General features: G+C 37.1%; 20 protein-coding genes. 5 read left to right on the plus strand and 15 right to left on the minus strand.

What is annotated here, in order from left to right; genetic code table 11:
- The 4 genes from nhaC to PGC35_RS05685 all read right to left on the minus strand — a co-directional run bounded on the left by nhaC (position 1) and on the right by PGC35_RS05685 (position 4042).
- A complete protein-coding gene (gene nhaC, locus PGC35_RS05670; RefSeq protein WP_375218466.1) occupies positions 1–1443 on the minus strand; it encodes a Na+/H+ antiporter NhaC in 1443 nt (480 codons plus the stop codon).
- Positions 1444–1545: 102 nt separating this feature from the next.
- Positions 1546–2649, minus strand: a complete 1104-nt coding sequence (locus PGC35_RS05675; protein ID WP_375218467.1) for a M20 peptidase aminoacylase family protein — start codon at positions 2647–2649, stop codon at positions 1546–1548.
- Between the two features lie 30 nt (positions 2650–2679).
- Positions 2680–2874: a YwbE family protein gene (locus tag PGC35_RS05680; RefSeq protein ID WP_056828989.1), complete on the minus strand. Its 195-nt coding sequence runs from the start codon at positions 2872–2874 to the stop codon at positions 2680–2682.
- 163 nt (positions 2875–3037) lie between these two features.
- Complete coding sequence (locus PGC35_RS05685) at positions 3038–4042, minus strand: NAD(P)-dependent alcohol dehydrogenase (protein WP_375218468.1); 1005 nt, start codon at positions 4040–4042, stop codon at positions 3038–3040.
- A 450-nt stretch (positions 4043–4492) separates the two neighbouring features.
- Here PGC35_RS05685 and PGC35_RS05690 point away from each other — a divergent pair, with 450 nt between their 5' ends.
- Positions 4493–4933 (plus strand): peptidylprolyl isomerase, encoded by a 441-nt coding sequence (locus PGC35_RS05690; RefSeq protein ID WP_053591028.1) that lies wholly within the window; start codon positions 4493–4495, stop codon positions 4931–4933.
- A 165-nt stretch (positions 4934–5098) separates the two neighbouring features.
- On the opposite strand, the gene PGC35_RS05695 is transcribed toward PGC35_RS05690, so the two are convergent.
- From PGC35_RS05695 to trhO, 5 genes are all read right to left on the minus strand, one after another.
- Positions 5099–6208, minus strand: a complete 1110-nt coding sequence (locus PGC35_RS05695; protein ID WP_056828996.1) for a DUF1648 domain-containing protein — start codon at positions 6206–6208, stop codon at positions 5099–5101.
- The gene (locus PGC35_RS05700) at positions 6205–6594 is read right to left on the minus strand and encodes a GntR family transcriptional regulator (protein ID WP_053591030.1); all 390 of its coding nucleotides are present in this window, start codon (positions 6592–6594) and stop codon (positions 6205–6207) included. Before PGC35_RS05700 ends, PGC35_RS05695 begins: the two co-directional genes overlap by 4 nt.
- A gap of 154 nt (positions 6595–6748) precedes the next feature.
- A complete protein-coding gene (locus tag PGC35_RS05705; RefSeq protein ID WP_375218469.1) occupies positions 6749–8053 on the minus strand; it encodes a D-serine ammonia-lyase in 1305 nt (434 codons plus the stop codon).
- A 15-nt stretch (positions 8054–8068) separates the two neighbouring features.
- A complete protein-coding gene (locus PGC35_RS05710; RefSeq protein ID WP_056829000.1) occupies positions 8069–8515 on the minus strand; it encodes a GNAT family N-acetyltransferase in 447 nt (148 codons plus the stop codon).
- A 240-nt stretch (positions 8516–8755) separates the two neighbouring features.
- Positions 8756–9712 (minus strand): oxygen-dependent tRNA uridine(34) hydroxylase TrhO, encoded by a 957-nt coding sequence (trhO, locus tag PGC35_RS05715; RefSeq protein ID WP_056829002.1) that lies wholly within the window; start codon positions 9710–9712, stop codon positions 8756–8758.
- A gap of 204 nt (positions 9713–9916) precedes the next feature.
- Here trhO and PGC35_RS05720 point away from each other — a divergent pair, with 204 nt between their 5' ends.
- Positions 9917–10786: a glycerophosphodiester phosphodiesterase family protein gene (locus PGC35_RS05720; RefSeq protein WP_375218470.1), complete on the plus strand. Its 870-nt coding sequence runs from the start codon at positions 9917–9919 to the stop codon at positions 10784–10786.
- Between the two features lie 3 nt (positions 10787–10789).
- Here the strand turns inward: PGC35_RS05720 and PGC35_RS05725 are convergent, their stop codons facing one another.
- The 4 genes from PGC35_RS05725 to PGC35_RS05740 all read right to left on the minus strand — a co-directional run bounded on the left by PGC35_RS05725 (position 10790) and on the right by PGC35_RS05740 (position 14020).
- Entirely contained in the window at positions 10790–11236 is a 447-nt protein-coding gene (locus PGC35_RS05725) for a YaiI/YqxD family protein (RefSeq protein ID WP_053591035.1), read from the minus strand.
- A gap of 80 nt (positions 11237–11316) precedes the next feature.
- The gene (locus PGC35_RS05730; RefSeq protein ID WP_375218471.1) at positions 11317–12402 is read right to left on the minus strand and encodes an ABC transporter substrate-binding protein; all 1086 of its coding nucleotides are present in this window, start codon (positions 12400–12402) and stop codon (positions 11317–11319) included.
- Between the two features lie 12 nt (positions 12403–12414).
- Complete coding sequence (locus PGC35_RS05735; RefSeq protein ID WP_375218472.1) at positions 12415–13194, minus strand: ABC transporter ATP-binding protein; 780 nt, start codon at positions 13192–13194, stop codon at positions 12415–12417.
- 4 nt (positions 13195–13198) lie between these two features.
- Positions 13199–14020: an ABC transporter permease gene (locus PGC35_RS05740; RefSeq protein WP_053591038.1), complete on the minus strand. Its 822-nt coding sequence runs from the start codon at positions 14018–14020 to the stop codon at positions 13199–13201.
- Positions 14021–14144: 124 nt separating this feature from the next.
- Between PGC35_RS05740 and PGC35_RS05745 the strand changes: the two genes are divergently transcribed.
- Positions 14145–15446, plus strand: a complete 1302-nt coding sequence (locus tag PGC35_RS05745; RefSeq protein ID WP_375218473.1) for a M48 family metallopeptidase — start codon at positions 14145–14147, stop codon at positions 15444–15446.
- A gap of 806 nt (positions 15447–16252) precedes the next feature.
- Here PGC35_RS05745 and PGC35_RS05750 read toward each other — a convergent pair.
- Both PGC35_RS05750 and PGC35_RS05755 read right to left on the minus strand, forming a co-directional pair.
- Positions 16253–19333, minus strand: coding sequence for an AAA family ATPase (locus PGC35_RS05750; RefSeq protein WP_375218474.1), 3081 nt, complete (start codon positions 19331–19333; stop codon positions 16253–16255).
- Positions 19330–20493, minus strand: coding sequence for an exonuclease SbcCD subunit D (locus PGC35_RS05755; RefSeq protein WP_375218475.1), 1164 nt, complete (start codon positions 20491–20493; stop codon positions 19330–19332). Before PGC35_RS05755 ends, PGC35_RS05750 begins: the two co-directional genes overlap by 4 nt.
- Positions 20494–20615: 122 nt before the next feature.
- Here PGC35_RS05755 and putP point away from each other — a divergent pair, with 122 nt between their 5' ends.
- Together putP and desA are read left to right on the plus strand one after the other, a co-directional pair.
- Complete coding sequence (gene putP, locus PGC35_RS05760; protein ID WP_275790154.1) at positions 20616–22100, plus strand: sodium/proline symporter PutP; 1485 nt, start codon at positions 20616–20618, stop codon at positions 22098–22100.
- Between the two features lie 172 nt (positions 22101–22272).
- On the plus strand, positions 22273–23325 hold the full coding sequence (gene desA / locus PGC35_RS05765) for a Delta(5) desaturase DesA (protein ID WP_056829019.1): 1053 nt from the start codon (positions 22273–22275) through the stop codon (positions 23323–23325).
- The last annotated feature ends 68 nt before the right edge of the window (positions 23326–23393 follow it).

A 23393-nucleotide genomic window follows, 5' to 3' on the forward strand; every position in this document is an offset into this window, starting at 1 on the left:
TTATGACTCTAATGAGGCTTCTCTTTTGTTGATTTCTGCAATATCTGCTTGTGTTAACTTTTGAATCGTAAAGCCTGTCATCGCATAACCAATAGATAATAGTGGCACAACATAGTTTAAAATTGCATATGGCGCATACTCAAATGCACCTACACCTAGAGTTCCAAGAATAAACACTCCACATGTATTCCAAGGAATAAAGACAGAAGTAAGTGTCCCTCCATCCTCTAATGCCCGGGATAGATTTTTTGAATGTAAGCCCATTTTCGTGTAAGCTTTTGAAAACATACGAGCAGGAACAACGATTGAAATATATTGCTCTGAGCAAGTCGCATTTGTCGTGAAACAAGCTACAATCGTTGCTGCTACTAGTGTACCTGCTGATTTTGCTAGTTTAAGAATTTGATTCATAATCGATTGGAGCATTCCCGAATATTCGAGTATTCCCCCGAACGTCATTGCAACCAATGTCATGGAAACCGTATACATCATGGAATCTAATCCACCACGATTAAATAAATCATCTACCATAGCATTTCCAGACTCAATAACATATCCACTTTGAAGAGCTCCAATTGCTTCCGCAAGAGAACCTCCTTGTACAAATACTTGCGCTAAAGTCCCTAAAATAAACCCTACGACTAGTGCTGGAATTGCAGGAACTTTCATCACTACAAGCGCAATTAGCGCAACCGGTATCAATAGCAACCAGGGAGAAATAACAAAGCTTTTTTCTAACATAGATATCGTTTCTTGAATACTGCCTTGATCAAGGTTACTTGCTTTGTATTTCGTACCGAGAAAACCGTAGACAGTTAGAGCAATGATTATCCCAGGTATAGTTGTATAAAACATATGTTTAATATGCACAAATAGTCCTGTGCCAGTAAGACCTGCTGCTAGATTTGTTGTATCAGATAGCGGTGACATTTTGTCTCCAAAATAAGCACCTGAAATAACCGCACCTGCTATAATTGGAGCAGGAATTCCCATGCTTAATCCAATACCCATCCCAGCAACACCGACAGTTCCCATCGTTGACCAAGAACTACCAATTGCTAAAGAAACAATCATACAAATAACGCAAATTGTCACTAAGAAAAAGGCTGGTGTAATTATTTTAAGTCCATAATAAATCATCGTAGCAATTACTCCGCCACCAATCCAAGCTCCTATGATTAAACCTACCAAAATAATAATAACTACAGCTGGTAAAGCAAGTTTAATCCCCTTGTACATCATTTCTTCAATATCATCCCATTTAAATCCATGCTTCCATGCAACAAGCGCTGCTACTGCTGTTCCAATAATTAATGGAATATGTGGCCCTTGTTCTAAAACAACAATTGTTACTATCATTACTGCAATCATTACTAATAAAGGAGTGATCGCCCAAAGTAAAGACATTTCTTTTTTTGCTACAGCATTTTTCTTTTCTTCCATCCCATTTCCCCCTTGTCATATTATTTTGACAATTCTTAATTGACGTTTAATAGTCGTTAATAGTCGTTAATAGGCTAATAATAATGCCAAATGATTGTCACGTCAATAGTTTTTAGATATTCTTGAAAGCGTTTCCGCCAGAACATTTGCACCTAATAATAGCGAGTCATGATTAAACGTCATATTTGGATGATGTAATCCCGGAGAAAGATCTGATCCAATACCTATCATGGCAGCTTTTAATTCAGGATATCTAATCGTATAAAAATGGAAATCATCGCTTCCGGAGGTAATTACTTCATCTGCCAGTTTGTCTTCTCCCAGTACATGAATGATCCCTTCTCTTGCTATTTGAGCAGCTTCAGGTGAAACCTCCGCACCAGGTGTTATATCTTGCCATTCCCACTCAATTTCTATATCAAATAGTTTTTGTAATGCCTCTAGATCTCTATTAATTTGATCTTTCATTTGAAATAAAATAGTATTTTTAGCAGCTCGAACATCTATCGAAAACGAAGCATTACCAGGAATAATATTCGCATTTTCGCCACCAGCTTGTATTTTTGTCAACTTGGCAGAGTATGACTCAAATGGTGAGAAGTAGATATTTTTTAATACTTGGTGGATAGCAACTGTTACATCAATTGCATTTTTCCCTTGATGCGGCCTAGCACCATGTGCATCTATCCCTTTAATTTGTCCTTCTAAAAACATAGCCGCTCCGTGATGAATTGCAGGAGAAACTTTTCCAAACGGAAGTTCTTCAATTGGTCGTAAATGCACGCCAAATAGATGAGTAACATCCTCTAGTGCTCCTCTGTCAATCATCGCATTTGCGCCATTGCCTTTTTCCTCTGCTGGCTGAAAGATAAATCGGATACGCTTATATAATTTTTCATCTTTGAGTAACAATAAAGCACCAAGTACCATGGAGATATTTGCGTCATGTCCACATGAATGATTTGCTCGAAATACCCCATCTACTTCCTGCCATAGTGCATCAATGTCTGCTCGAACTGCTATCACTTCTTCGCCTTCACCGATCTCTGCTAGTAATCCAGTTACATCATCAAATCGGCGATAGGGAATATTAAGCTCATCTAGGATTTCTGCAAGCTTGTTAGTCGTTTCATATTCCTTCCAACTTATTTCCGGATTTTCATGAAAGTGATGAAACCATGATAATATTTGTGATTCTACATCCATTTCTTGTAATCTTCCTTTCCTATTTCTGATTTATCCTATAATTTCACAAACCCTACCTATTTGTCCATCCTCTAATCGTACTTTAATTCCATGTGGATGGAAGGAGGCATTCGTTAATAAATCTTTCACGACTCCTCGAGTTTTTTCCCCTGTACGTTGGTCTTTTTTTAATATTATGTACACTTCTAAGCCTGGTTTTATATCTTTTCTATTTTGTCCATTCATTTGGATTCACCTCTTTTTGTATCGTACCACTTTCATGCTAGTCTTACACCATTTTGTAAAATAAGATAGGACGATAGGCTAACAATAACGACATTACCACTTACATTAGGAAACAATATAAAAAACCATTTAAAAGATAGGTTCTAAATGGTTTCTTTATATATTAATTCTGTTTAGTGTTCTTATTTAACTTTGTCTTATCTAAATTTATGATTACATTTCCCTTCTTGTGACCTTTCTCGACATACCTATGTGCCTCAACTATGTCTTCAAGTGGATAGGTTCGGTCAATGACCACTTTTAATTTCCCTTCCTCCACGAGTTCTTTGAGGTAGTTTAGAGCTTCGGAAGTTTCAGGTGAATTTTGGCTTAATATTATTTTCTTGTTGCTAGTTAATTTAGTCCATAACATTCGTGCACTTGGTAACGGTTCATTAATATTTATATAAGTGCCAACCTTCTTTAAAGATTTCATACATGCTGAGAAAGAAGTCTTGTTTACAGCTTCAAAGATAACATCATAAGCCTCTCTATCACTCGAAAAATCTTCCGACGTATAATCAATTACCTGATCAGCTCCCAAAGATTTCACCCATTCTAAATTTGCTGTACTGCATACCGCTGTAACATGTGCTCCTAGGTACTTGGCAATCTGTACAACATAACTTCCTACACTTCCTGATGCTCCATAGACAAGGACCTTTTGTCCGCGTTGAATGTTAGCTTTTCTAAGAAAAAACAAGGCTGTACGTGCACCAATTGGAATGGCTGCAGCTTCCTCAAAAGTTATATTGGAGGGTTTAAGACTTACTGGTCCACTTTCTGAGAGACACTTATACTCAGCATAAGCACCAAAACCCTCTAGGGATGCTGCAAAAACATGGTCACCCTCCTTAAACAGTGTGACATCTTTACCTACTGACTCAACTTCACCAGCTAATTCCATTCCCAATATAGATTTTTTAGGACCTTTAAAACCAAGCGCTATCCGAGCAAACAGCCAAAAAGAAAGAGGAACCTTGAAACTCCGTGCCCGAATATCTGCCATTGTTACGGTTGTCGCTTTTACTTTTATCAGTATTTCATTTTCCTTTGGAATAGGTTTTTCTACTTCTTCCAATTGAAGAACATCAGGCGAACCGTACTTCTTGTACACAATAGCGTTCATTTTGTCTCCTCCAATTCATTGATACACGGATAAATAAGAAAAATGGTGGCGGAACTCTAACTTTATGCAATTGATGCCCAGTAAAAACGCTTTCCTTGAGCTCTTATCACTGGAGATGGGTGACAGAGTTGCTCCAGTAAAAGAATTAGTGTTTAATGAGATCTTTGAAAGTAAACAAATGCTACGAGAGGGTAATCTAATTGGTTATATGACAGACTAGAGTGTTTTAATGTATTGTTCCTAATGACTTAGTTAGAATATTCCCTTTCAAAATATCAAGCACTATAATAAAAAGATGATTTAATTAGAATAAATAGAACCTGTTATCGCTGCTTTAATATTTATTGTTGTCATAACCATTTTTATCTTTCTGTGCGTCCTCTGTTTTTGGAAAATGCATATAGTACATGCTATACTTATAAGGATTTATTTGAAAAAGGAGTGTTTTGAATGGCGAAAAAAGGATATATTTTAATGGATTCAGGCGAAAAAATCGAATTTGATTTATTCCCAAATGAAGCACCAAACACAGTAGCAAACTTTGAAGAGTTAGCAAACAGCGGATTTTATAACGGAGTAGTATTCCACCGTGTTATTCCTGGCTTTGTAAGTCAAGGTGGAGACCCAACTGGGACAGGCATGGGCGGTAGTGGCAAAACGATTAAATGTGAAACAGCTGGCAACCCTCATAAACATGAAGCTGGAAGCCTATCTATGGCACATGCAGGAAAAGATACTGGCTCTAGCCAATTCTTCATCGTGCATGAACCACAACCACATTTAAATGGTGTTCACACTGTTTTCGGTAAAGTAACGAGCGGTCTTGAAGTAGCAAAAGCTATGTCAAATGGCGCTAAAATGGAAAAAGTAGAAGTATTCGACGCAGAATAATCATCTGGAGCTCCCTTTTAAGGGGGCTTCTTTTTTGACATTTCGCTTATTCTAACGAAAGCTCAGGATTTTCCAACTTAAGAGCTAATTTTTCCAACTAAGCATACTAAATTTCCAACTAACTAAAAAAGCCGCTCCGCAATAATGTGGAGACGACCTTTTAACCTATAAATTAAGTACAATGACGAGAATAAGAACAAACGGTAATAAAAAAATGATCCAACTTGCTGGACGACCAAAGTTTAGTGTCCACCCAACCCCAAAGCGTTTTTCTGCTAAAATGCTTGGGTCCTCCGGATTAAAATACAAAATTCCACCTTTCCAGTATCGGTCTTCATCAACTGCTGTAATAGAATGCTCTAAATTAGGGCTATCTTCTTTCACTTTAATACGCGAACCACTTTGACCAACTTTAACTGTATATATGAGTACTCCAAGTAATACTACGACTAAAAAAGTAATTGGTAATGCAAACATAACCCAAGCAGAAGATATGTCCGGATGGATAGTTTGCAAATGCGTATATCCCATCATCAAAGTCACGCTTATAGAGACGAATAGTGCAAACCAACTTGTGTATTTTCGGAATTCTAACTGCTGTGCAAGTGACGTTTTTTTGTTCGCGGGATTAATCTTAGATCCTGAAAACCTCATTCCTTCGCTCATCATAAGGAACATACCTTGCATGATGAGGAGTAAAAGAAGCGTCGCAACGGAACTAAAATATGTTTTTTCACTAAAATCATCTGGCTGTCCATTTGGTCCCCAATGGGTCGGAATCATATCTGGCATTTCAGGATATTTAATAAATGTATAAATAATAAGTCCAATTGTCACAATCATTGGGACAATAAAAACAGCTCTTGGTATTAGCTTCAGCTTATCTTGAAATCTTAAATCTACCACGCGTACTTCACTTTTACCAGATAGCCACTTTTGTTGCTCTTTTAGTTTTTTTACTCGTAAATGCATCATAAAATAGTAGCCAATACTTATAAAAAGCATGGCAAATTGAACGCCTACACCGATCAAGGCCAATGTATCTTCTGCAGGATTTTGTGTTAATGACCAATATAGGTACCCTGCTAAAATAACCAATCCTATTAGTAGAACAACACGTGTATACTTATTTTTCAAACGAATTACTGTTTTTTCTTTCGTATATTGCTCTGGTACATACACACCAAAAGCTTCTGTTTGCTTTAAAAACTTTGGCATAAATGCTTGTAATACCGTTGTAAATAATAGAATAAATGCGAATAACAAAATAATCATGGTTTTCCCTCCTTAATGTCTTGAACGAGCTCATGTAACATCTTTACCATTTCTTCTTCGGAAAGCTTTAGTACTAATCCTTCTGCAAGTAGTGGTCTCATTTGTTCTTTGAGTTGTTGTTTTTCTATTTCAGATGCTTGTGAAATTCCATTGGGGTGAATAAATACACCCGACTTTGCGACAATTTGTATAAATTCTTTTTCTTCTAAGTAATGATATGCTTTATTGACCGTGTGCATATTCATACCCAGATCAGATGCGAAAGCTCGGACAGATGGTAATGAATCACCAGGCTTTAACTCTCCTCGTACAATACCTTCAATTAATTGATGTGCTAGTTGTAAATAGATTGGCACGGATGAATTTGTCTTTATTTCTATAAACATGATGCTACCTCCTATTTACCATTGTTCTATTCTTAGTATAACACAGTTGTTCTATATATAATAGAGCAAAATGTTTTTTAAACAAAATAATTTATACATACAAAAAACCTACTTTCCGAAGAGAGTAGGTTTGTTATTTATATTCCAGATTACCCTATTGATTAAGAAATTGTCGTCCCGTTTCATAGTACGTTACCTTTTCACTCTCAGGTACCATACCTCCACCAGTAGCCCAGACTATATGAATAGCGTTCTGTAAGTTAGCTCCATGTGTTGCTAGCTGAATAGGACCGGTCATACCCGCAAGAGCAGATGGTTCAAGCTGAATTTTTTCTGTATCGACTAATAATGCAAGAAGCTGATGCATGGTTCTATCACTTATTGTATAACTACCTTCTATAAGTCGTTCTAATGTCTTTCCAACAAATCCTGATGGACGGCCTACCGCAAGCCCGTCCGCAGCAGTTTTATTATCCAATCCAATATCATGAACGGAGATATTTTCATGTAATCCTGTCATTAAACCAAGTAGCATGCATGGAGAGTGTGTAGGTTCGGCGAAAAAACAATGAACGTGGTCTCCAAATAGAAGCTTCAAGCCAAATGCAACGCCTCCTGGACCTCCTCCAACACCGCATGGTAAATAAACGTATAACGGATTGGTTTCATCTACCACTTTTCCTAATTGCTCTAATTGTTTCTTTAATCTATTTGCCGCGACTGCATATCCTACAAATAAGTCGATGGAGTTTTCATCGTCGATAAAAAAGCAATTTGGGTCTTGTTCTGCTTGCTTTCTTCCTTCTTTTACAGCCAAACTATAATCGGCAGCATATTCAATGACCTCTACTCCTTTTTCTCTTAGCAGGTCCTTTTTCCATTGCTTTGCATCACTCGACATATGCACGGTTACTCGGAAACCTAGCTTTGCACTCATTATTCCAATGCTTAGACCTAAGTTTCCTGTTGATCCAACAGCAATTGAGTATTCTGAGAAAAACTTTTTAAATGCATCATTAGCAAGAACTCCATAATCGTCCTTTGGCGTTAATAAGCCTTTCCGAATTGCAAGTGTCTCTGCAATTTTAAGCACTTCATAAATGCCTCCTCTGGCCTTAATGGAACCAGAAATGGGCAGGGCATTATCACATTTTAATAAAAGCTCTCCAGTAAAGTTAGTTTGAAATAATTCCTTTAAAGCGGATGCCATTTCAGGAATAGCAACAAGTGGCGACTCAATAATCCCATTCGCTTTTGCTGTTTCCGGGAAAGCAATTTGTAAATAAGGAGCAAATCGCTCTAATCGATCACTTGCATCCTGTACCATCTCACTTGTTACTTTTATGTTTGGAAGTGCTTCAGACGTCTTTGTTTGATTCGGATTGAACCAAATGACCTCCTCTGTATTTTGCATTTCCTTAATCAAAGGAAATTTCTCTATCAATTGTTGTGTATTCATAGTTGTAAACCCTCTCTATTCCAAGCTCAGTACATGCGTTATATCAGGCGAACGATCTTCAAATGCAAACCCATTCGCTCGATAAAAAGCATCTGCCTTTGCGGATTCTGTTTTAGTAGTAATCTCTTTAAACTGTCCTTTTGCATTTTCTGCAATCACTTTACATAGCTCACTTCCGATGCCTTTTCGACGGTGTTCTGGTAATGTGTAGAAGCGAAGCAATCGAGCGGATTGCTCTTCAGAGCTTTTTATACTTTGTCTTAGCCCGCCGATTGCTACTATCTCCCCGTCTTCCCATACCCCATAAATGGCCTCTCCTTGTTCGGTGAATCTTCTCGTACCATCTTCATATTTACTTGCTAGTCTAGATACGAATCGATATCCTTCTTTTTCGCTTTCTTGAATTAGTTTGGTTACGTCGACTTCTTTCAAATCTGAAATTCTCTTCACTTCGATTGCCATTACGTCTCCCCCATTCAATTGTTTATAAATATAAAACGAACTCTAGATACCTTTCGCTATCACAAGACGAATTCCCTCTATTCTAATAGTATATACCCCAAACCTCATCCTTTATTACAGGGTTGTTACTGGTGCCTGGCACCAGTAACAACCCTGTAACAATCATCCAGTAACTCATCCAGTAGCATTTCTACAATAAAGAATCCCACGCTTTGAGGGTGCGTGGGATTTGGATTGTTATTATACTGTTTCTTCAATCGCAGCTAGTCTTGCTTCTACTTCTTCTTCTGATAAATTGTGTTCTACGATGTAGCGGTTACGTGGGTGCACTCGGCACTCATGTGAACAGCTGCGTAGGTATTTATGTTCGTTTTCTTCCGAACATAAAATTTTGTCATTACAATCTGGGTTTGCACAGTTAACATAGCGTTCACATGGCTCACCAGTGAAATGATCTTTCCCAACAACAACGTGTTCTACTTGATTGATTGGAACAGCAATTCGCTCGTCGAATACGTACATTTGTCCATCCCATAGCTGACCGCGAACTTCTGGATCTTTCCCGTAAGTTGCGATACCACCGTGTAGTTGACCTACGTCTTCGAAACCTTCGCGTACTAACCAACCAGAGAATTTTTCACATCTAATTCCGCCAGTGCAATACGTAAGAACTTTTTTACCTTCGAACATTTCCTTATTGTCACGAATCCATTCAGGTAAATCGCGGAAATTGCGAATTTCTGGACGAATTGCTCCACGGAAATGCCCTAAATCAAATTCATAATCATTACGAGCATCGATTACTACTGTATCTTCCGCTTGCATTTGCTCAAAAAATTCTTTAGGAGATAAATATTTACCTGTTAATTTATTCGGGTTAATATCTTCTTCTAATCCTAAATGTACAATTTCCTTTTTAGGTCGAACGTGCATTTTTTTGAATGCATGTCCTTCTGCTTCATCTATTTTAAACACCATGTCCGCAAAACGTTCATCCGCTTTCATCATGTTCATGTAAGCATCGGTTTGCTCTATTGTTCCCGAGCATGTTCCGTTAATTCCTTCATTTGATACTAAAATACGCCCTTTTAACCCAATTTCCTTACAAGCAGCAAGGTGTTCTTGTGCAAATGTTACTGGATCTTCAATTGGGACATATTTATAGTAAAGTAATACTCTGTATGCATGTGTGTCCATTTTTTACTCCACCTTTTCTAAAATTTGTCCATTCGTTTTAATATATCAAAAAATCGGGTATTTGTTAAATAAATTGTTTTCTTTGTATTATCAAAAAAGAAACAAGTTTGCAATAAATACTTCTTGTTTGTCTTTATAAACAATAGTATAAATATACGTTTCTTTAATTGACATCTATTGTTTTTTCCTGAAAGAAGGTTTTTTATGCAGAGACTTCCTGTGATTCTTACACTCTTCTTGTTAATAGCCGCTTGTGGCATAAGTGAAATTAGTAAAGCTCCTTTACCTGTAGAGGAACCCATCCTCATTGCTCATCGAGGAGCATCCGCATATACTCCTGAACATACGATTCTTGCCTATGAAGCAGCAAAACAGGCAGGGGCTACTTATATTGAAATAGACTTGCAAATGACAAAAGATGGAGTATTGGTTGCCATGCATGATGAGAAAGTAGATCGCACTACAGATGGAAATGGGTTTGTAAAAGAATACACTTTAGAAGAATTAAAACAATTAAATGCAGGACAATCGTTTAATCGTACCTGTCCAGACCTAGCAAATAAACAATTTGAAAATTTAGAGGTGCCTACATTAGAGGAAATCTTTTTGCATTTTGGAGATGATGTGAATTATTACATAGAAATGAAATCACCAGGGATTTATGTTGGGATGGAAGCAAAACTGCTTGCATTGCTAAAACAATATAAGCTGATTCATGTAAATGAAGGCTTACCTAAAGTTATTATTGAATCCTTTAATGAGGATAGCTTAACAAAAGTCCATCAGCTTGAACCGAGGCTTCCTCTTATTAAGTTATATAGTTTCAAGGAGGAAGCTGCTGCTCTTTCGGTCCAAGAGTATAATCGCTTACGTTCTTATGCAAGTGGTATTGGAGCTAATCTTAACTCTGTGACGACAGATTTTATTCAAGAAGTCCAACAAAATGGCCTTCAAATTTATCTATATACGATTGTAAACGAAGTAGAAATGAAACAAGCACTAAACCTAAAACCAAACGGAATCTTCGTCAATAATCCTAATTTAGGAATTAGAATAAAAGATGAATTTGATTAGGTATTATTTATTTAACACATGTGCACATAGTCTGTTGAAACTTGCCTCAAATTTTTCATTATCTTCTTTTTGACGCTTTTTTGGCCCCTTTAAGCGTCCTCCCGCTTGTCTAATTTTCTTTGAGATGTGGCGGCTGTTTAATAGCTGATCAATATTTTCAGGTGTATACCAGCGACCATTTTGATCAATTGCAAAGCCTTGTTTTGCTAATACCATTGCCGCAAGGCCGTAATCCTGTGTAACAACGATATCTCCCTTGTTCACTTTATTCACTAATACAAAATCGACCGCATCTGCACCTTTTGATACCATGATTGTTTCTGCTCCTTCTCTTTGCATATAATGAGCAGTATCACACAGCAGTGTTACCTTTAAATCAAATTTCCTTGCTATATCAATTGTTAGATCTACTACCGGGCATCCATCTGCGTCTACTAAAACACTTACCATCCTACGCACCTCTTTTACCATTCGATATTTCCTCATTGTATACCATTTTATAAAAAAACGCCCAATGCTTATTGGGCGTTTTATTTATCGTATTCCCCTAAAATCTCAACGGCCTTTTCGGTGACGGATGTATCTACCGCCTTATCGAAGTCAACATCCCCATCTATTGCACCGTTTGCTTTATATGCATCATACTGTTTTTTCACATCATCTAAAAACATTTTTCCATCTGGATCAAGACCAGTTACAAATACTTTTTCCCAAAGGGCTGGATCTTTTAAGGATGTATGCTGTGTCATAATATCAATTATTTCTGCTTTTCCTTCTCCCTTAACGAATGCATCATTATAATCTCGAACTCCTTTTAAATAAGCTGCCATGAATCGTAGTGATACATCTTTTTCCTCATTCATGAACTGTGGTGATCCAAGTACCATGGCAATTTGAGATTCCGGTGCGTAATCTGTTGCATCTCCAAAACGTTCGTGGAATCCATTTTCAATTCCTTGTGCAATAAGTGGCTCAATTTGAAGTGCAGCATCTATCGAACCATTTTCAATTGCCCCTAACATACTTCCAAAGTCTGCAAGTAATACAAATTCCACATCATCTGGTGTAAGTCCTGCATGCTTTAGCATTTCCAAATATATATATTCATCAATCGAATTTTTAGAGGAGATTGCAATTCGTTTGCCTTTAAAGTCTTTATATTCCTTGATTTCATCTTTCATATGATTACCAATTACAAATGTAAAGTACGATTTCCCTGGTACATTATGCCCTTTATCTGCAATGATCTTTACGTCTATTCCTTGTGCAATAGCATTGAAGAACGACGCAGTTGATACTCCTCCTGCAATATCTACATCACCAGATGCAAGGGCTGGTAACATTTCATCACTGTTAGCAAACTGTGCAAATTCTACTTCAATATTATAGTCTTCAAAGTATCCTTTTTCTTTTGCAATATAAAATCCTGCTCCAGATGCTGCTCCATCCTCGGCAATAATAACTTTTACTTTCTCTTCTAATGGTGCCAAATCACCGGATGGATTATTTTTATCTACATCATCATTCACTCCATCTCCACTATTTTTTCCATTAGAAGAACACGCACCCAACAAAAGAATTATCGATGCGAGTAGTATCAACCAACGTTTTTTCACAAACTTCCTCCCTTATCTTCTTGATTTTTGTACTTCCTGCTGCAAGTGATTCCAAATAGTAATAAACTGCTCTGCCATCTCTGCGTTTGCTCGCACTTGTTCCATCGTTCTAGGCCGTGGTACAGGTACTTTAATTTCATTGATAATTTCACCTGGATGAGCACTCATTAATACGATGCGATCGCTCAATAGCAAAGCTTCGTCAATACTATGTGTAATAAATAACACTGTTTTTTTCGTTTCAGACCATATCGATAGTAATTCTTCCTGTAAAATAAATTTGTTTTGCTCATCTAGTGCTGCAAAAGGTTCATCCATCAGTAAAATTTCTGGATCGTTCGCAAATGCTCTGGCAATGCTAATCCGTTGTTTCATTCCCCCAGAAATTTCTTTTGGATACAGCCTGGAAAAGTTAGTTAATCCTACTTTTTCTAAATAATAATTTGTTTGTTTTTGTACAAAATCCTTCGGTAAATTTCTCATGTTAAGTCCGAAGGCAACATTCTCTTTCACTGTTAACCAAGGAATTACACCTTTTTCTTGAAAAACCATTGATTGTAGAGGCCTTTCTCCTGAATCAGACACAATTTTGAAAGAGCCAGAGCTTGGTGATTCTAATCCAGCCAATATTCTTAATAATGTTGTCTTGCCACAGCCACTCGGCCCAACCAAACAGACAAATTCTCCCTCTTCTATTTGAAGCGATACATTTTTAACCGCTGTTACACTGTTATCTTTTTTATAAAAAACTTTTGTTAAATTCTCTATCGATATTTTAATAGGATTACTCAACAACTCACCTCCATGGGACAATCTTCTTTTGTAGCCCACGTAAGAAGAGGGAAAATAGAAAACCAAAAAATGAAATGAGCACTAACCCAACAAACATCTCTTTTAGCATGAATGCCTTATAAGAAGTCCATATTAAATACCCAATTCCTGATGTAGCTCCCATCATTTCCGCTGCCACTATTGTGAGCAGTGCAATTGCCTGCCCCATTTGAATACCTTCTAGCATGACAGGAAGTGCACCGGGAAAAGCTATTTTGAAGAAAAAGTCTTTCGGACTTGCTCCGTAATTTTTGGCAACATCTAAATGCACCTTTTCTATGTTGATTACTCCCGCTACTGTATTGATAACAACTGGGAAAAATACGCTACCTGCAATCGTTACTACTTTTGAAAAATCTCCAATCCCAAAGAGAATAATTATAATAGGAAGTAGTGCTAGCGTAGGTATTGGCATAAAAGCCATTATAATCGGGGAGATAAAATGACGAATAGGTGCATATAATCCCATAAGCAATCCGATAACGATTCCTGGAATCACACCTAATAAAAAGCCTGCTGCAATTCTATATAGGGAGACCGATATATGCGTCCATAATAGTCCACTCGTTGCCAAATCGAAAAATGTAGACATAATTGCAGACGGAGGAGGGAAAAACCGAATATCCAGTATTCCCGTTCGAGAACAAACTTCCCATAGAAATAAAATAAGGATAGGAGAGATAATCGTGAGTAGTTGCTTTGCTCTTTCTTTTACTTGTTGTTTCTTCCATTCTTGTTGTTCCGTTTCATAAGGATCGTATTGGACGACCTCTTTTTCATCGCGCATTTTTCACCACCTCTTGTAAAAATAATATGTTAAATCGGGTAAATGTGTGATAGCCAACAATTCTCATTGACTACAATCACATAATTTGGTAGATTTATAAATATTTTAAGAGGAGGAATAAAAATTGGCATCGAAAGAATTAAGATCAAATAGAGAACTGATTTATTTTATACTTAGCATCATTTTTAGTGTTTTTATATACATATTTGCTATCGCTTCTCTATTTGGAATTGCTATTTTACTTGTAATTTTGGCCATTCTACTATATGCAAATGCTATTATGCTAGGTTCCATCCGTGGGAATGGAATACGAATAAGTGAAAAGCAATTCCCTGATGTTTATGAGCGTGTTGTACAATTAAGCTCTAAGATGAATATAAAAAAGGTCCCCGATGTATTTGTCATCCATTCAGAAGGTGCATTCAATGCATTTGCAACGAGATTTCTTGGTAGAAACATGGTAGTCATTTATTCAGAAGTATTTGAGCTTGCTAGAGAAAAAGGAGAAGCGGAATTAGATTTTATCATTGCGCATGAGCTGTCTCATGTGAAACGTAGACATGTATGGAAAAATATTTTAATCATGCCTGCCCAGTTTATTCCCTATCTTTCACAAGCATACAGTCGTTCATGTGAGTACACATGTGATCGGGAAGCAGCTTATCATATTCAAAATGGTGAGGCAGCTAAGCAAGCACTTACGATTCTTGGAGTAGGAAAAAAATTATATAAAGAAGTAAACGAAGATGCTTATTTGGAACAAATCCATACAGAATCGAATGTAGCTGTTTGGTTAAGTGAGGTATTTTCTAGTCATCCGCTAATTCCAAAAAGAATTCAAGCAGTAGGAAAATTTATGCAAGTTAATGGAACACCTTCGTATTACTCTAATTCAACCAAAATAGCGTTAGGTATTGGAGCGTTAGTTGGCATTTTCTTTGCAGTTTATATCGGAGTTATCGCTCTTGTAACTGCCGGAACATTCACGTATGCAAACTTATTTTCCGGAAGCACTTTAGGCGAAACATTTACAGATGATTCATTTTCCTATAGTGACTACTCTCAAACTCCTTTAATGCAAGCAGTTATAGATGCTGATACAGAAACTGTCAATCAGCTCATTGAAGAAGGTGTGAATTTAGAAGAACAAGATTCTGAGGAAACAACGGCACTTCTTCTTGCGATCTATGAGGGTAATGATGAAATTGCCGAAATATTATTACAGGCAGGAGCAGACCCAAACACTGCTGATTTGTATTCCAATGCATTAACCGCTTCTATAAATTATGAAAACTATTATATGGCATCCGTTCTTTATGAATATGGTGCTAATCCAACGGAATTAGACCCTGAAGGATACTCAGCATTTGACATGCTAGGTGTTAACAATGAAGAAGAATTTTTAGAAATAATTTATAACTATTAACTGCTTTTTAAGGACATATATAAATTAAGAAAAGTGCAACCATATTTTTAAAAGCATACCTGCTTTCAAACTTTTCCAGAGTGTTTTGCACAGACTTTCTATAACATTACCGTGTCAATTTTTAGAGGGGAGGGTCGTGACTAGTGTCACGACCCTCCCCTCTTTTTTCGGTAATTCTGTGGCGTTCGTCTGTCCGTCGCTCTCTTGCAACTTTTGGAAACTACATACTACTGTTTTGGATAACTAAAGAATAGTTGTTTTCTTATTCATATTGCAAGCTCTCGAAGATGCAATTTCGGTCGCTATCCGTCTTCTCTACTAAATTCCGCTGATGGTAATAATACTTTTCTTTGGAATATCTATTAATTTTGCCTATGACAGATTAATAGCAGTTAACCTTACGAACACTTTCATGTCGTCCGATAAATAAGAAAATCGTTGAAACAGCTCCCTTTCCGCGAGTGGATGGCGGCGACTCCAGTCGGAATAGCAAATGTTTTCTGCACCGAAAGCGAAGCGGCAGGTGCATGAGCTGAAGACCCTGGACTGAGCGTAGTGAAATTAATTTTTGCGACGAGCTTGCGCAGGAGCATTGTTTTTTCCGACGAGCTTTGCGGAGGAGCAAGGGAAGCGGCTGAAGCCATGCCGGCGGGAAAGCGTCCGCCTGGAACGAAAATTAACGGGTCCAAAATAAGCCCAAGCGGCTCGGCCTCGCCCGCGGAAAGCGAGCAGTAAGCTTCGGATAACCTTTCCTCTTCTATATAGAAAAGGTGAGTCCACGCGTAGGACTCACTTTTTTATAACAACTATTTAATAACAAATCTAGTTTTACTATAACCCTCTTTTAGCTTCTCTACTTCTAAAATTGCAGGTATTGCTGCCTTTAGTTCAGCAACATGTGAAATCACGCCGATCATCCGACCTGATTTTTGTAAATCAATTAATGTATCAATTGCTTTGTTAAGGGATTCTTCGTCTAAGGAGCCAAATCCTTCGTCAATAAACATCGTATCAATACGAATACTACCTTGGAAACTTTGGATAATGTCTGCCATGCCTAAAGCCAAGCATAGCGATGCATTGAATTTTTCGCCACCTGATAGCGTCTTTACATCTCTTGTTTGTCCTGTATAAGCATCATATACATCTAATCCAAGCCCACTTTGCTTACCGTGTGTTTCTTGTCTTTCGCTTCTGATCAAGTAATACTGACCACCGGATAAATGCTTTAGCCGTTCATTAGCAGCCTGTACAATTTGCTCCAAATATTCAATTAGCACATATCGCTCAAATGAAACTTTAGACTGATTTTGTCCCCTAAGCACATCATATAAGTCTACAATACGTCCTAACTGTTGCTCCAGCTTCGTAATCCGAGAGCTTGCGGTGTTAATCTTTTGCTCTATTTCTAGGCCAGCTTTTGCGTATTCCTTCGAACTATTAAGGATATTTAATGCTTCTTCATATGCAATCTTAAGTGTAACTAACTCTTCTTCTAACGGCGCTAGCTCTACTTTTATTTTGTTTGCAAGCTGCTCCCGACTTTCTTTTACTTGTTCCGTAAATGTATGAAGTGCTTGTGTATATGCATTACACTGATCCCTTAAGATTTGTCTTTCTGATTCAGACATTTTCGCCGCCGTATACAATTCGATTGTCTCAAAGCCAGCCTTAGATAAACCTTCAATCAACTGAACTTTGGCCTTATCTCTTTTTTCTTTTGCTTCATGGAGTGAATTGGAAGCATGTCCTACAGCAAGCTGGGCTTTAGTGAATGCTTCAACCGCAAGTTGTTTCTGATTTTGTATTTGAGCCCAGGAATTTTCTAATTGTTCCTTATACTTGGTTGCTTCCTTTATTTGCTCTGTAAGCTCCTGCAAGTTGGAAATGTATGATGGAATAGATGCTTTTTTGGAATCATACACTGCTTTTGCTTGCTCATACATGCCTTTTTGTTGTTGATAGGTAACTTCGGCATTTATTTTATCTTGCTCTAACTTCTCAACCTTTTGAACACTCGCCTTATAAGGATTTCGTAAAACTGCCAGCTTTTCTTTTTGTTGTCGGAGACTTACAATTTCTAATTCTAGTAGTTCAACATCTTTTGCTAGTTTTGGCGCTTCAAGAATAGTAAGGTGAAGTTCTTCTAACTGCTTCTGCATTTTCAAATAATTTTCTTCAGCAGTTTCTTTTTTTGTACGAACCGTCCAAAACAACGATTCTTGCTTACCTAACTGGTCTTTTAATTTTTGCAATTCATCTTGATTTACAGCTTCATCATGTACTTCTGTACGTGACACTTTATGTTCCGTACTTCCACAAACTGGGCAGGCTTCTCCTTCCACGAGCTTCGATGCAAGCATACTAGCTTGGTTGCTTAACCACTTACTTTCTTCTTCCTTATAAGCTTCTTGCAAATCTAAGAAAAGTTGTTTTTGAATATTTTCCTCTTTTGTTAGGTTCAGAAAAAGTTGTTCACCTTTTACAAAGTCTTGCAACATACTATTATTTGTTTGCAATTTCGTTAGCCGTTGCACTTCATAGTCTAGTGGTTCTACAAGCGCTTCTAGCTTTTCTATTTCTTTTTTAAGCGAAGCGAAGACTTCTTTTTCTTCGAGAAATAGATTTGTCATAGTAGTCACTTGACCTCTTAGTTCATTCATACGATTTTGGTAATCAAGCATCTCGTTTCCCTTAGATTCGAGCTCCTCTAACAAAGGCATAAAAGAATTTAAACGAATAAGTGCTTCCACACTTTTTTCACGTTCTTCTTTTTTATTTGCTTCTAACGTATACTCAATTTCTACTTGTTTTACGTTTTCTTCTGCTTCCAAAATCTCTAGTTTAGCTAATTCTAATAGCTTCGATTTCTTATCAACTTCTTGCTCTGAGTCCCTAAAGTAAGTTTCCATATGTTCAATAGAACTTGCCCTCTCAGCTGCTTCTAATCGATATTGCTTGTCTGCATACTCTTCTGACTGGTTTTGTAAGTTTTTAAGGCTTTGTTCTTTTGCTTCAAGCTCTACAAATCTATCATTTACTGCTTTTGCTTCGTAGTAATCGTTCTGTTTGTTTGCGTGTTTTTCACATGCTTCTCTGTATATCGTCTCGTCTAGTTGAACTTTCTTTTCATAATAGTTGATTTCTTCTTTTAAAGCTTCCACTAGCTGAACAATGTTAAAATTACCCGAATCGATTAGTTGAAAAATGCTTGAATCTCGAGTTGGGAATGAAGCAACGATTTGTTCCGTATAGCTGTTTCGAGCTAATTCTTCTTTTTTCAATTCTGCTTCTGCTAGTAGTTTTTTCTCCTTTAGTTTCTCACTTATCATTTTGTATGGCTCTGTTTTAAAGATTTTACGTAATATAGCTTCCTTGTTTTCTGTTTGGGAAGTAAGTAACTTCCTAAACTCCCCTTGAGGTAGCATAACTATTTGACTGAATTGATCCTGTGTTAGTCCAATAATATCTTCTACCTTTTTATTGATTTCTGACACAATTTGACGGTCAACAACAGGAATTTCACCCGTTTCGTTCACTTCAAAAAATTCGTAGCGTTCACCAGTTGCGCTTTTATTTCCTTTTTTCACATGTGGAAGCTGCCGCAATATCCGATATGTACGTTGATGCATTTCAAATGTTAATTCCACGGAAGTATGTGTATCATCTGTTGCAAAATCACTGCGCATGATTTTCGTATCACGACGATCCTCTCCGCTTCCTAATCCATATAATGCAAAGCATATTCCATCGAATATAGTAGTTTTTCCTGCTCCTGTAGCTCCGGAGATAACAAAAAGATGATTGTTCTGCAGCTCATTAAAATCTATCGTTTCGGTCGATTTATATGGACCAAATGCGGTCATTTTTAGCTGAAGCGGCTTCATACTTTGATCCCCCCTTCACGTTCCTCTATCATTAAGCCTTCTAATATTTCCTTGAATAAGTTTTCTGTTTCATCAGATGGCTCTTTTCCACTTACTTCGGTATAAAAAGATTGAAACAGAGTAAAATCGTCTGTTTTTCGACGACTTACTTGTTCTTTTTCATTCGTGGTATTTGACATAAAACCTTTTCTTTCAACATGCATCGCATTTGGATAAACGGTTCTAATCTGTTCCATTGGAGATAAAATAGGCGTTTCATCGAGTAATTTTACAAATACAAAGTCTTGGCTCACCGGATGATGCAAAATGTCTTGCATATAACCCTCTATTGTTCTCATATCACGATTTGGAACTAGCAAACGTTTTTCTACCGTAACCTTACCTTGTTGGTCTAACTCAACTATAAAATACCCTTTTTTATGGAGTTCCTCTGAAATCGAATATTTTAATGGAGAGCCTGCATATTGTATTGTTTCATTTAATACATAATGGGCTTGATGAAGATGGCCAAGTGCCGTGTAGCAAAAGTTTTTAAAAAGCGCAGCATCTACATATTCAGCTCCTCCAATTGCCAATGGACGTTCTGAATCACTCGTATTCTCTTCTTGCTGCCCACGTGCAGTGACAAATGCATGTCCAACAAACACATGCCTTTTCGTTAAATCTAGCGTTTTATCGATTTCTTCTACAATTCTCCTCATAGCTTCCTGATGATTAGTTACCGTGTCATCATCAAATAAATGTCGCACTTGAGAAGGATCAGCATATGGGATTAGATGAAAATGTACTTCTCCATATTCATCATTCAGAATGACAGATTTTAGTTCTTCAGTTAATTGGCCTACTATATATAATCCCGAATCTTTCATTAGCTTACTGCCAAAGTTTAGACGAGATGGACTATCATGATTTCCAGCAATACTTAATACAGGTGTTTTTCGTTTTAAAACTATCTCCGCTAGCAGTTCATCTAGTAAATTTACTGCCTCCATAGGAGGAACCGCCCGATCATATAAATCACCTGAAATTATTACAGCGTCTGGTTTCTCTATATCAATAGCTTCTATCAATTGATGTATAACAAATCGTTGTTCTTCCGTCATATATATACCTTGCACTAATTTGCCTAAATGCCAATCTGCTGTATGAAAAAATTTCAAAAGAAAAACCTCCTCTTCTAAGTCTATTTTAACATCAATAAATAAAAGAAATGTTTGGTAATAATTAAAAACTAATGAAACCGATTACTTGGCATGTTATGATGACATTGGGAGGGATGCTTATGTCATCAGAAGCTTATCAACTTACAGCCATAATTATTTATATGGTAGCAATGCTTGTTATCGGGTGGTATTCTTACAAGAAAACTACCAATTTAACCGATTATATGCTCGGCGGTCGTTCACTCGGTCCAGCTGTAACTGCATTAAGTGCAGGGGCTGCAGATATGTCCGGTTGGTTATTAATGGGATTACCTGGAGCTATTTATCTTTCAGGTATGGGTCAAGCTTGGATTGCAATCGGATTAACGATAGGTGCTTACTTAAACTGGTTATTCGTTGCACCTAGATTACGTGTTTACACACAAGTATCAAATGACTCTATTACAATTCCTAGTTATTTAGAAAGCCGTTTAAAGCAATCTTCACGTTTACTACGTATTGCTTCAGGTCTAATTATTTTATTATTTTTCACGTTTTACGTTTCATCAGGAATGGTATCAGGTGGAGTTTTCTTTGAAAGCTCATTTGGTTTAGATTACCACACTGGTCTTCTAATTGTTTCAGGTGTAACAGTTGCCTATACGTTATTCGGTGGCTTCCTGGCAGTTAGTTATACGGATTTCCTTCAAGGTCTTCTAATGTTCTTAGCATTAATTTCTGTACCTATTGTAGGAGTATTTACAACAGGCGGATTAGGAGAAACAATTGAGTCTATTAAGGCAGTGAACCCTACACATCTAAGTCTTTTCGCAGGAACTACTTTAGTAGGTGGAATTTCCGCGGTTGCTTGGGGTCTTGGTTATTTCGGACAACCCCATATTATTGTTCGATTCATGGCAATTAGCTCTGTTAAAGAAACAAAACAAGCACGTCGTATCGGTATTGGATGGATGATTTTAAGCTTAGGTGGAGCCATTGCTACTGCTTTGGTTGGAGTTGCTTACTATCAACAACATCCAGAACTAAGTTTAGAAAATCCTGAAACTGTTTTCATCGCGCTAGGTCAAATTATATTCCATCCATTTATTGCTGGTATTATGCTTGCAGCTATCTTAGCAGCAGTTATGAGTACTATTTCTTCTCAATTAATCGTTACATCGTCTGCATTAATTGAAGATTTATACAAAGCAGTTATTAAAACGGATGCATCAGACAAAACGTATGTATTATATGGACGTTTGGCAGTACTTGTTGTATCTGTTATTGCATTGGCAATTGGATGGGATCAAAATTCAACCATCTTGAAACTTGTATCATTTGCATGGGCAGGTTTTGGGGCAGCATTTGGTCCAGTTATCCTATTAACTCTTTACTGGAGAAAAATTACTTCAACCGGTGCGTTAGCAAGTATGGTTGTTGGTGCAGTAACTGTAGTAATCTGGGGAACAAATGAGACTCTTTCAAGTGCTTTATATGAAATCGTTCCAGGTTTCGTTTTAGCCTTAATCGTTGCAGTGGTAGTAAGCTTAATGACTTACAAACCAAATGCTGAAATTGATAAAGAATTTGATGAGACAATACGTTTATTGAAACGTGATCGCTAATAATATTAGTAAAAGCTGGCCGAATTTTTTCGGTCAGTTTTTTTTCTTTTCATCCTTCTATATATATTCGCCTATATGACACTTGTCATGTTTATGACTTGACGTTTATGCCTACTCCTAATTGGGTAATTTCCTTATAGTTATGGTAATGATTATTATTAGGAGGAATACAATGAGCAGAGAAAAAACGCTTGAGCTACGCAAAAATGTTAAGCCATTTGAAAATTCCGAGTTGAAAAAGAGTGTTTTTCAGCTTATAAATACAATCCCACCATTTTTTATCCTTTGGTTTTTAGCTTACCTAAGCCTAGATGTATCTATTTGGTTGACTGTCGCAATTTCAGTTGTCGCTGCAGGTTTTGTTGTTCGTATTTTCATTATTTTTCATGACTGTACACACGGTTCGTTCTTCAAGAATAAGAAAGCAAACAACATTACTGGTACCATCACTGGAATTATCACTTTATTCGCCTATGAGAAATGGAAACGTGAACACAATATACACCATGCTACAAGTGGAAATTTAGATAAACGCGGTGTCGGTGATATATGGATGATGACAGTTGAAGAATATATAGAAGCAACTCCAATGAAACGACTTTCTTATCGTCTATACCGTAATCCAATCGTAATGTTTGGTCTAGGGCCAGCATTATTATTCTTAGTTAGCAATCGAGTTAACCGTAAAGATGCTCGTCCTAAAGAACGTAACAACACATACTTGATCAATATTTCTGTCATTGTTATTTACTCCCTAATGATTTGGTTAATCGGATGGCAAGCATTTGCAATTATCCAAGGTACGATTCTTTTCGTTGCTGGATCACTTGGAATATGGTTATTCTACGTCCAACATCAATTTGAAGATTCTTATTTTGAAGATGAATCAGAATGGGATTATGTAAAAGCTGCGGTTGATGGAAGCTCTTATTACAAATTACCAAAAGTATTACAATGGGTAACTGGAAATATAGGATTCCATCATGTGCATCATCTAAGCCCTCGTGTTCCTAATTACAATTTAGAGATTGCGCATGAATCGACACCACCTTTACAAAAGGCAACTACGATTAATCTACGTACGAGCTTACAATCTATTCGCTTCCGTCTGTACGATGAAGCAAATAAAAACTTTGTCAGCTTTAAAGAAATTAAACACTTACTAAAGAACCCTAAAGCGAACGTTAAATTACATTCCAAAAATGCAAGCTTCGACGGAAAATAATTTACAGGAAAAACCATTCCCAGTTAAAAAGGAATGGTTTTTCCTATATAATAAGAATTATATGGAAC

The organism is Psychrobacillus sp. PGGUH221, assembly GCF_042055255.1.
GTDB lineage: Bacteria > Bacillota > Bacilli > Bacillales_A > Planococcaceae > Psychrobacillus.

Excerpts from the sequence above, each read along its gene's own strand:
- PGC35_RS05710 (WP_056829000.1), bottom strand. The coding sequence starts at position 8,515 with ATGGCAATCGAAGTGAAGAGAATTTCAGATTTGAAAGAAGTCGACGTA.
- PGC35_RS05695 (WP_056828996.1), bottom strand. The coding sequence starts at position 6,208 with ATGATTATTTTGTTATTCGCATTTATTCTATTATTTACAACGGTATTA.
- PGC35_RS05720 (WP_375218470.1), top strand. The coding sequence starts at position 9,917 with ATGCAGAGACTTCCTGTGATTCTTACACTCTTCTTGTTAATAGCCGCT.
- desA (WP_056829019.1), top strand. The coding sequence starts at position 22,273 with ATGAGCAGAGAAAAAACGCTTGAGCTACGCAAAAATGTTAAGCCATTT.
- PGC35_RS05740 (WP_053591038.1), bottom strand. The coding sequence starts at position 14,020 with ATGCGCGATGAAAAAGAGGTCGTCCAATACGATCCTTATGAAACGGAA.
- PGC35_RS05685 (WP_375218468.1), bottom strand. The coding sequence starts at position 4,042 with ATGAACGCTATTGTGTACAAGAAGTACGGTTCGCCTGATGTTCTTCAA.
- PGC35_RS05725 (WP_053591035.1), bottom strand. The coding sequence starts at position 11,236 with ATGGTAAGTGTTTTAGTAGACGCAGATGGATGCCCGGTAGTAGATCTA.
- PGC35_RS05700 (WP_053591030.1), bottom strand. The coding sequence starts at position 6,594 with ATGTTTATAGAAATAAAGACAAATTCATCCGTGCCAATCTATTTACAA.
- PGC35_RS05750 (WP_375218474.1), bottom strand. The coding sequence starts at position 19,333 with ATGAAGCCGCTTCAGCTAAAAATGACCGCATTTGGTCCATATAAATCG.
- PGC35_RS05690 (WP_053591028.1), top strand. The coding sequence starts at position 4,493 with ATGGCGAAAAAAGGATATATTTTAATGGATTCAGGCGAAAAAATCGAA.
- nhaC (WP_375218466.1), bottom strand. The coding sequence starts at position 1,443 with ATGGAAGAAAAGAAAAATGCTGTAGCAAAAAAAGAAATGTCTTTACTT.
- PGC35_RS05680 (WP_056828989.1), bottom strand. The coding sequence starts at position 2,874 with ATGAATGGACAAAATAGAAAAGATATAAAACCAGGCTTAGAAGTGTAC.
- putP (WP_275790154.1), top strand. The coding sequence starts at position 20,616 with ATGTCATCAGAAGCTTATCAACTTACAGCCATAATTATTTATATGGTA.
- trhO (WP_056829002.1), bottom strand. The coding sequence starts at position 9,712 with ATGGACACACATGCATACAGAGTATTACTTTACTATAAATATGTCCCA.
- PGC35_RS05705 (WP_375218469.1), bottom strand. The coding sequence starts at position 8,053 with ATGAATACACAACAATTGATAGAGAAATTTCCTTTGATTAAGGAAATG.
- PGC35_RS05675 (WP_375218467.1), bottom strand. The coding sequence starts at position 2,649 with ATGGATGTAGAATCACAAATATTATCATGGTTTCATCACTTTCATGAA.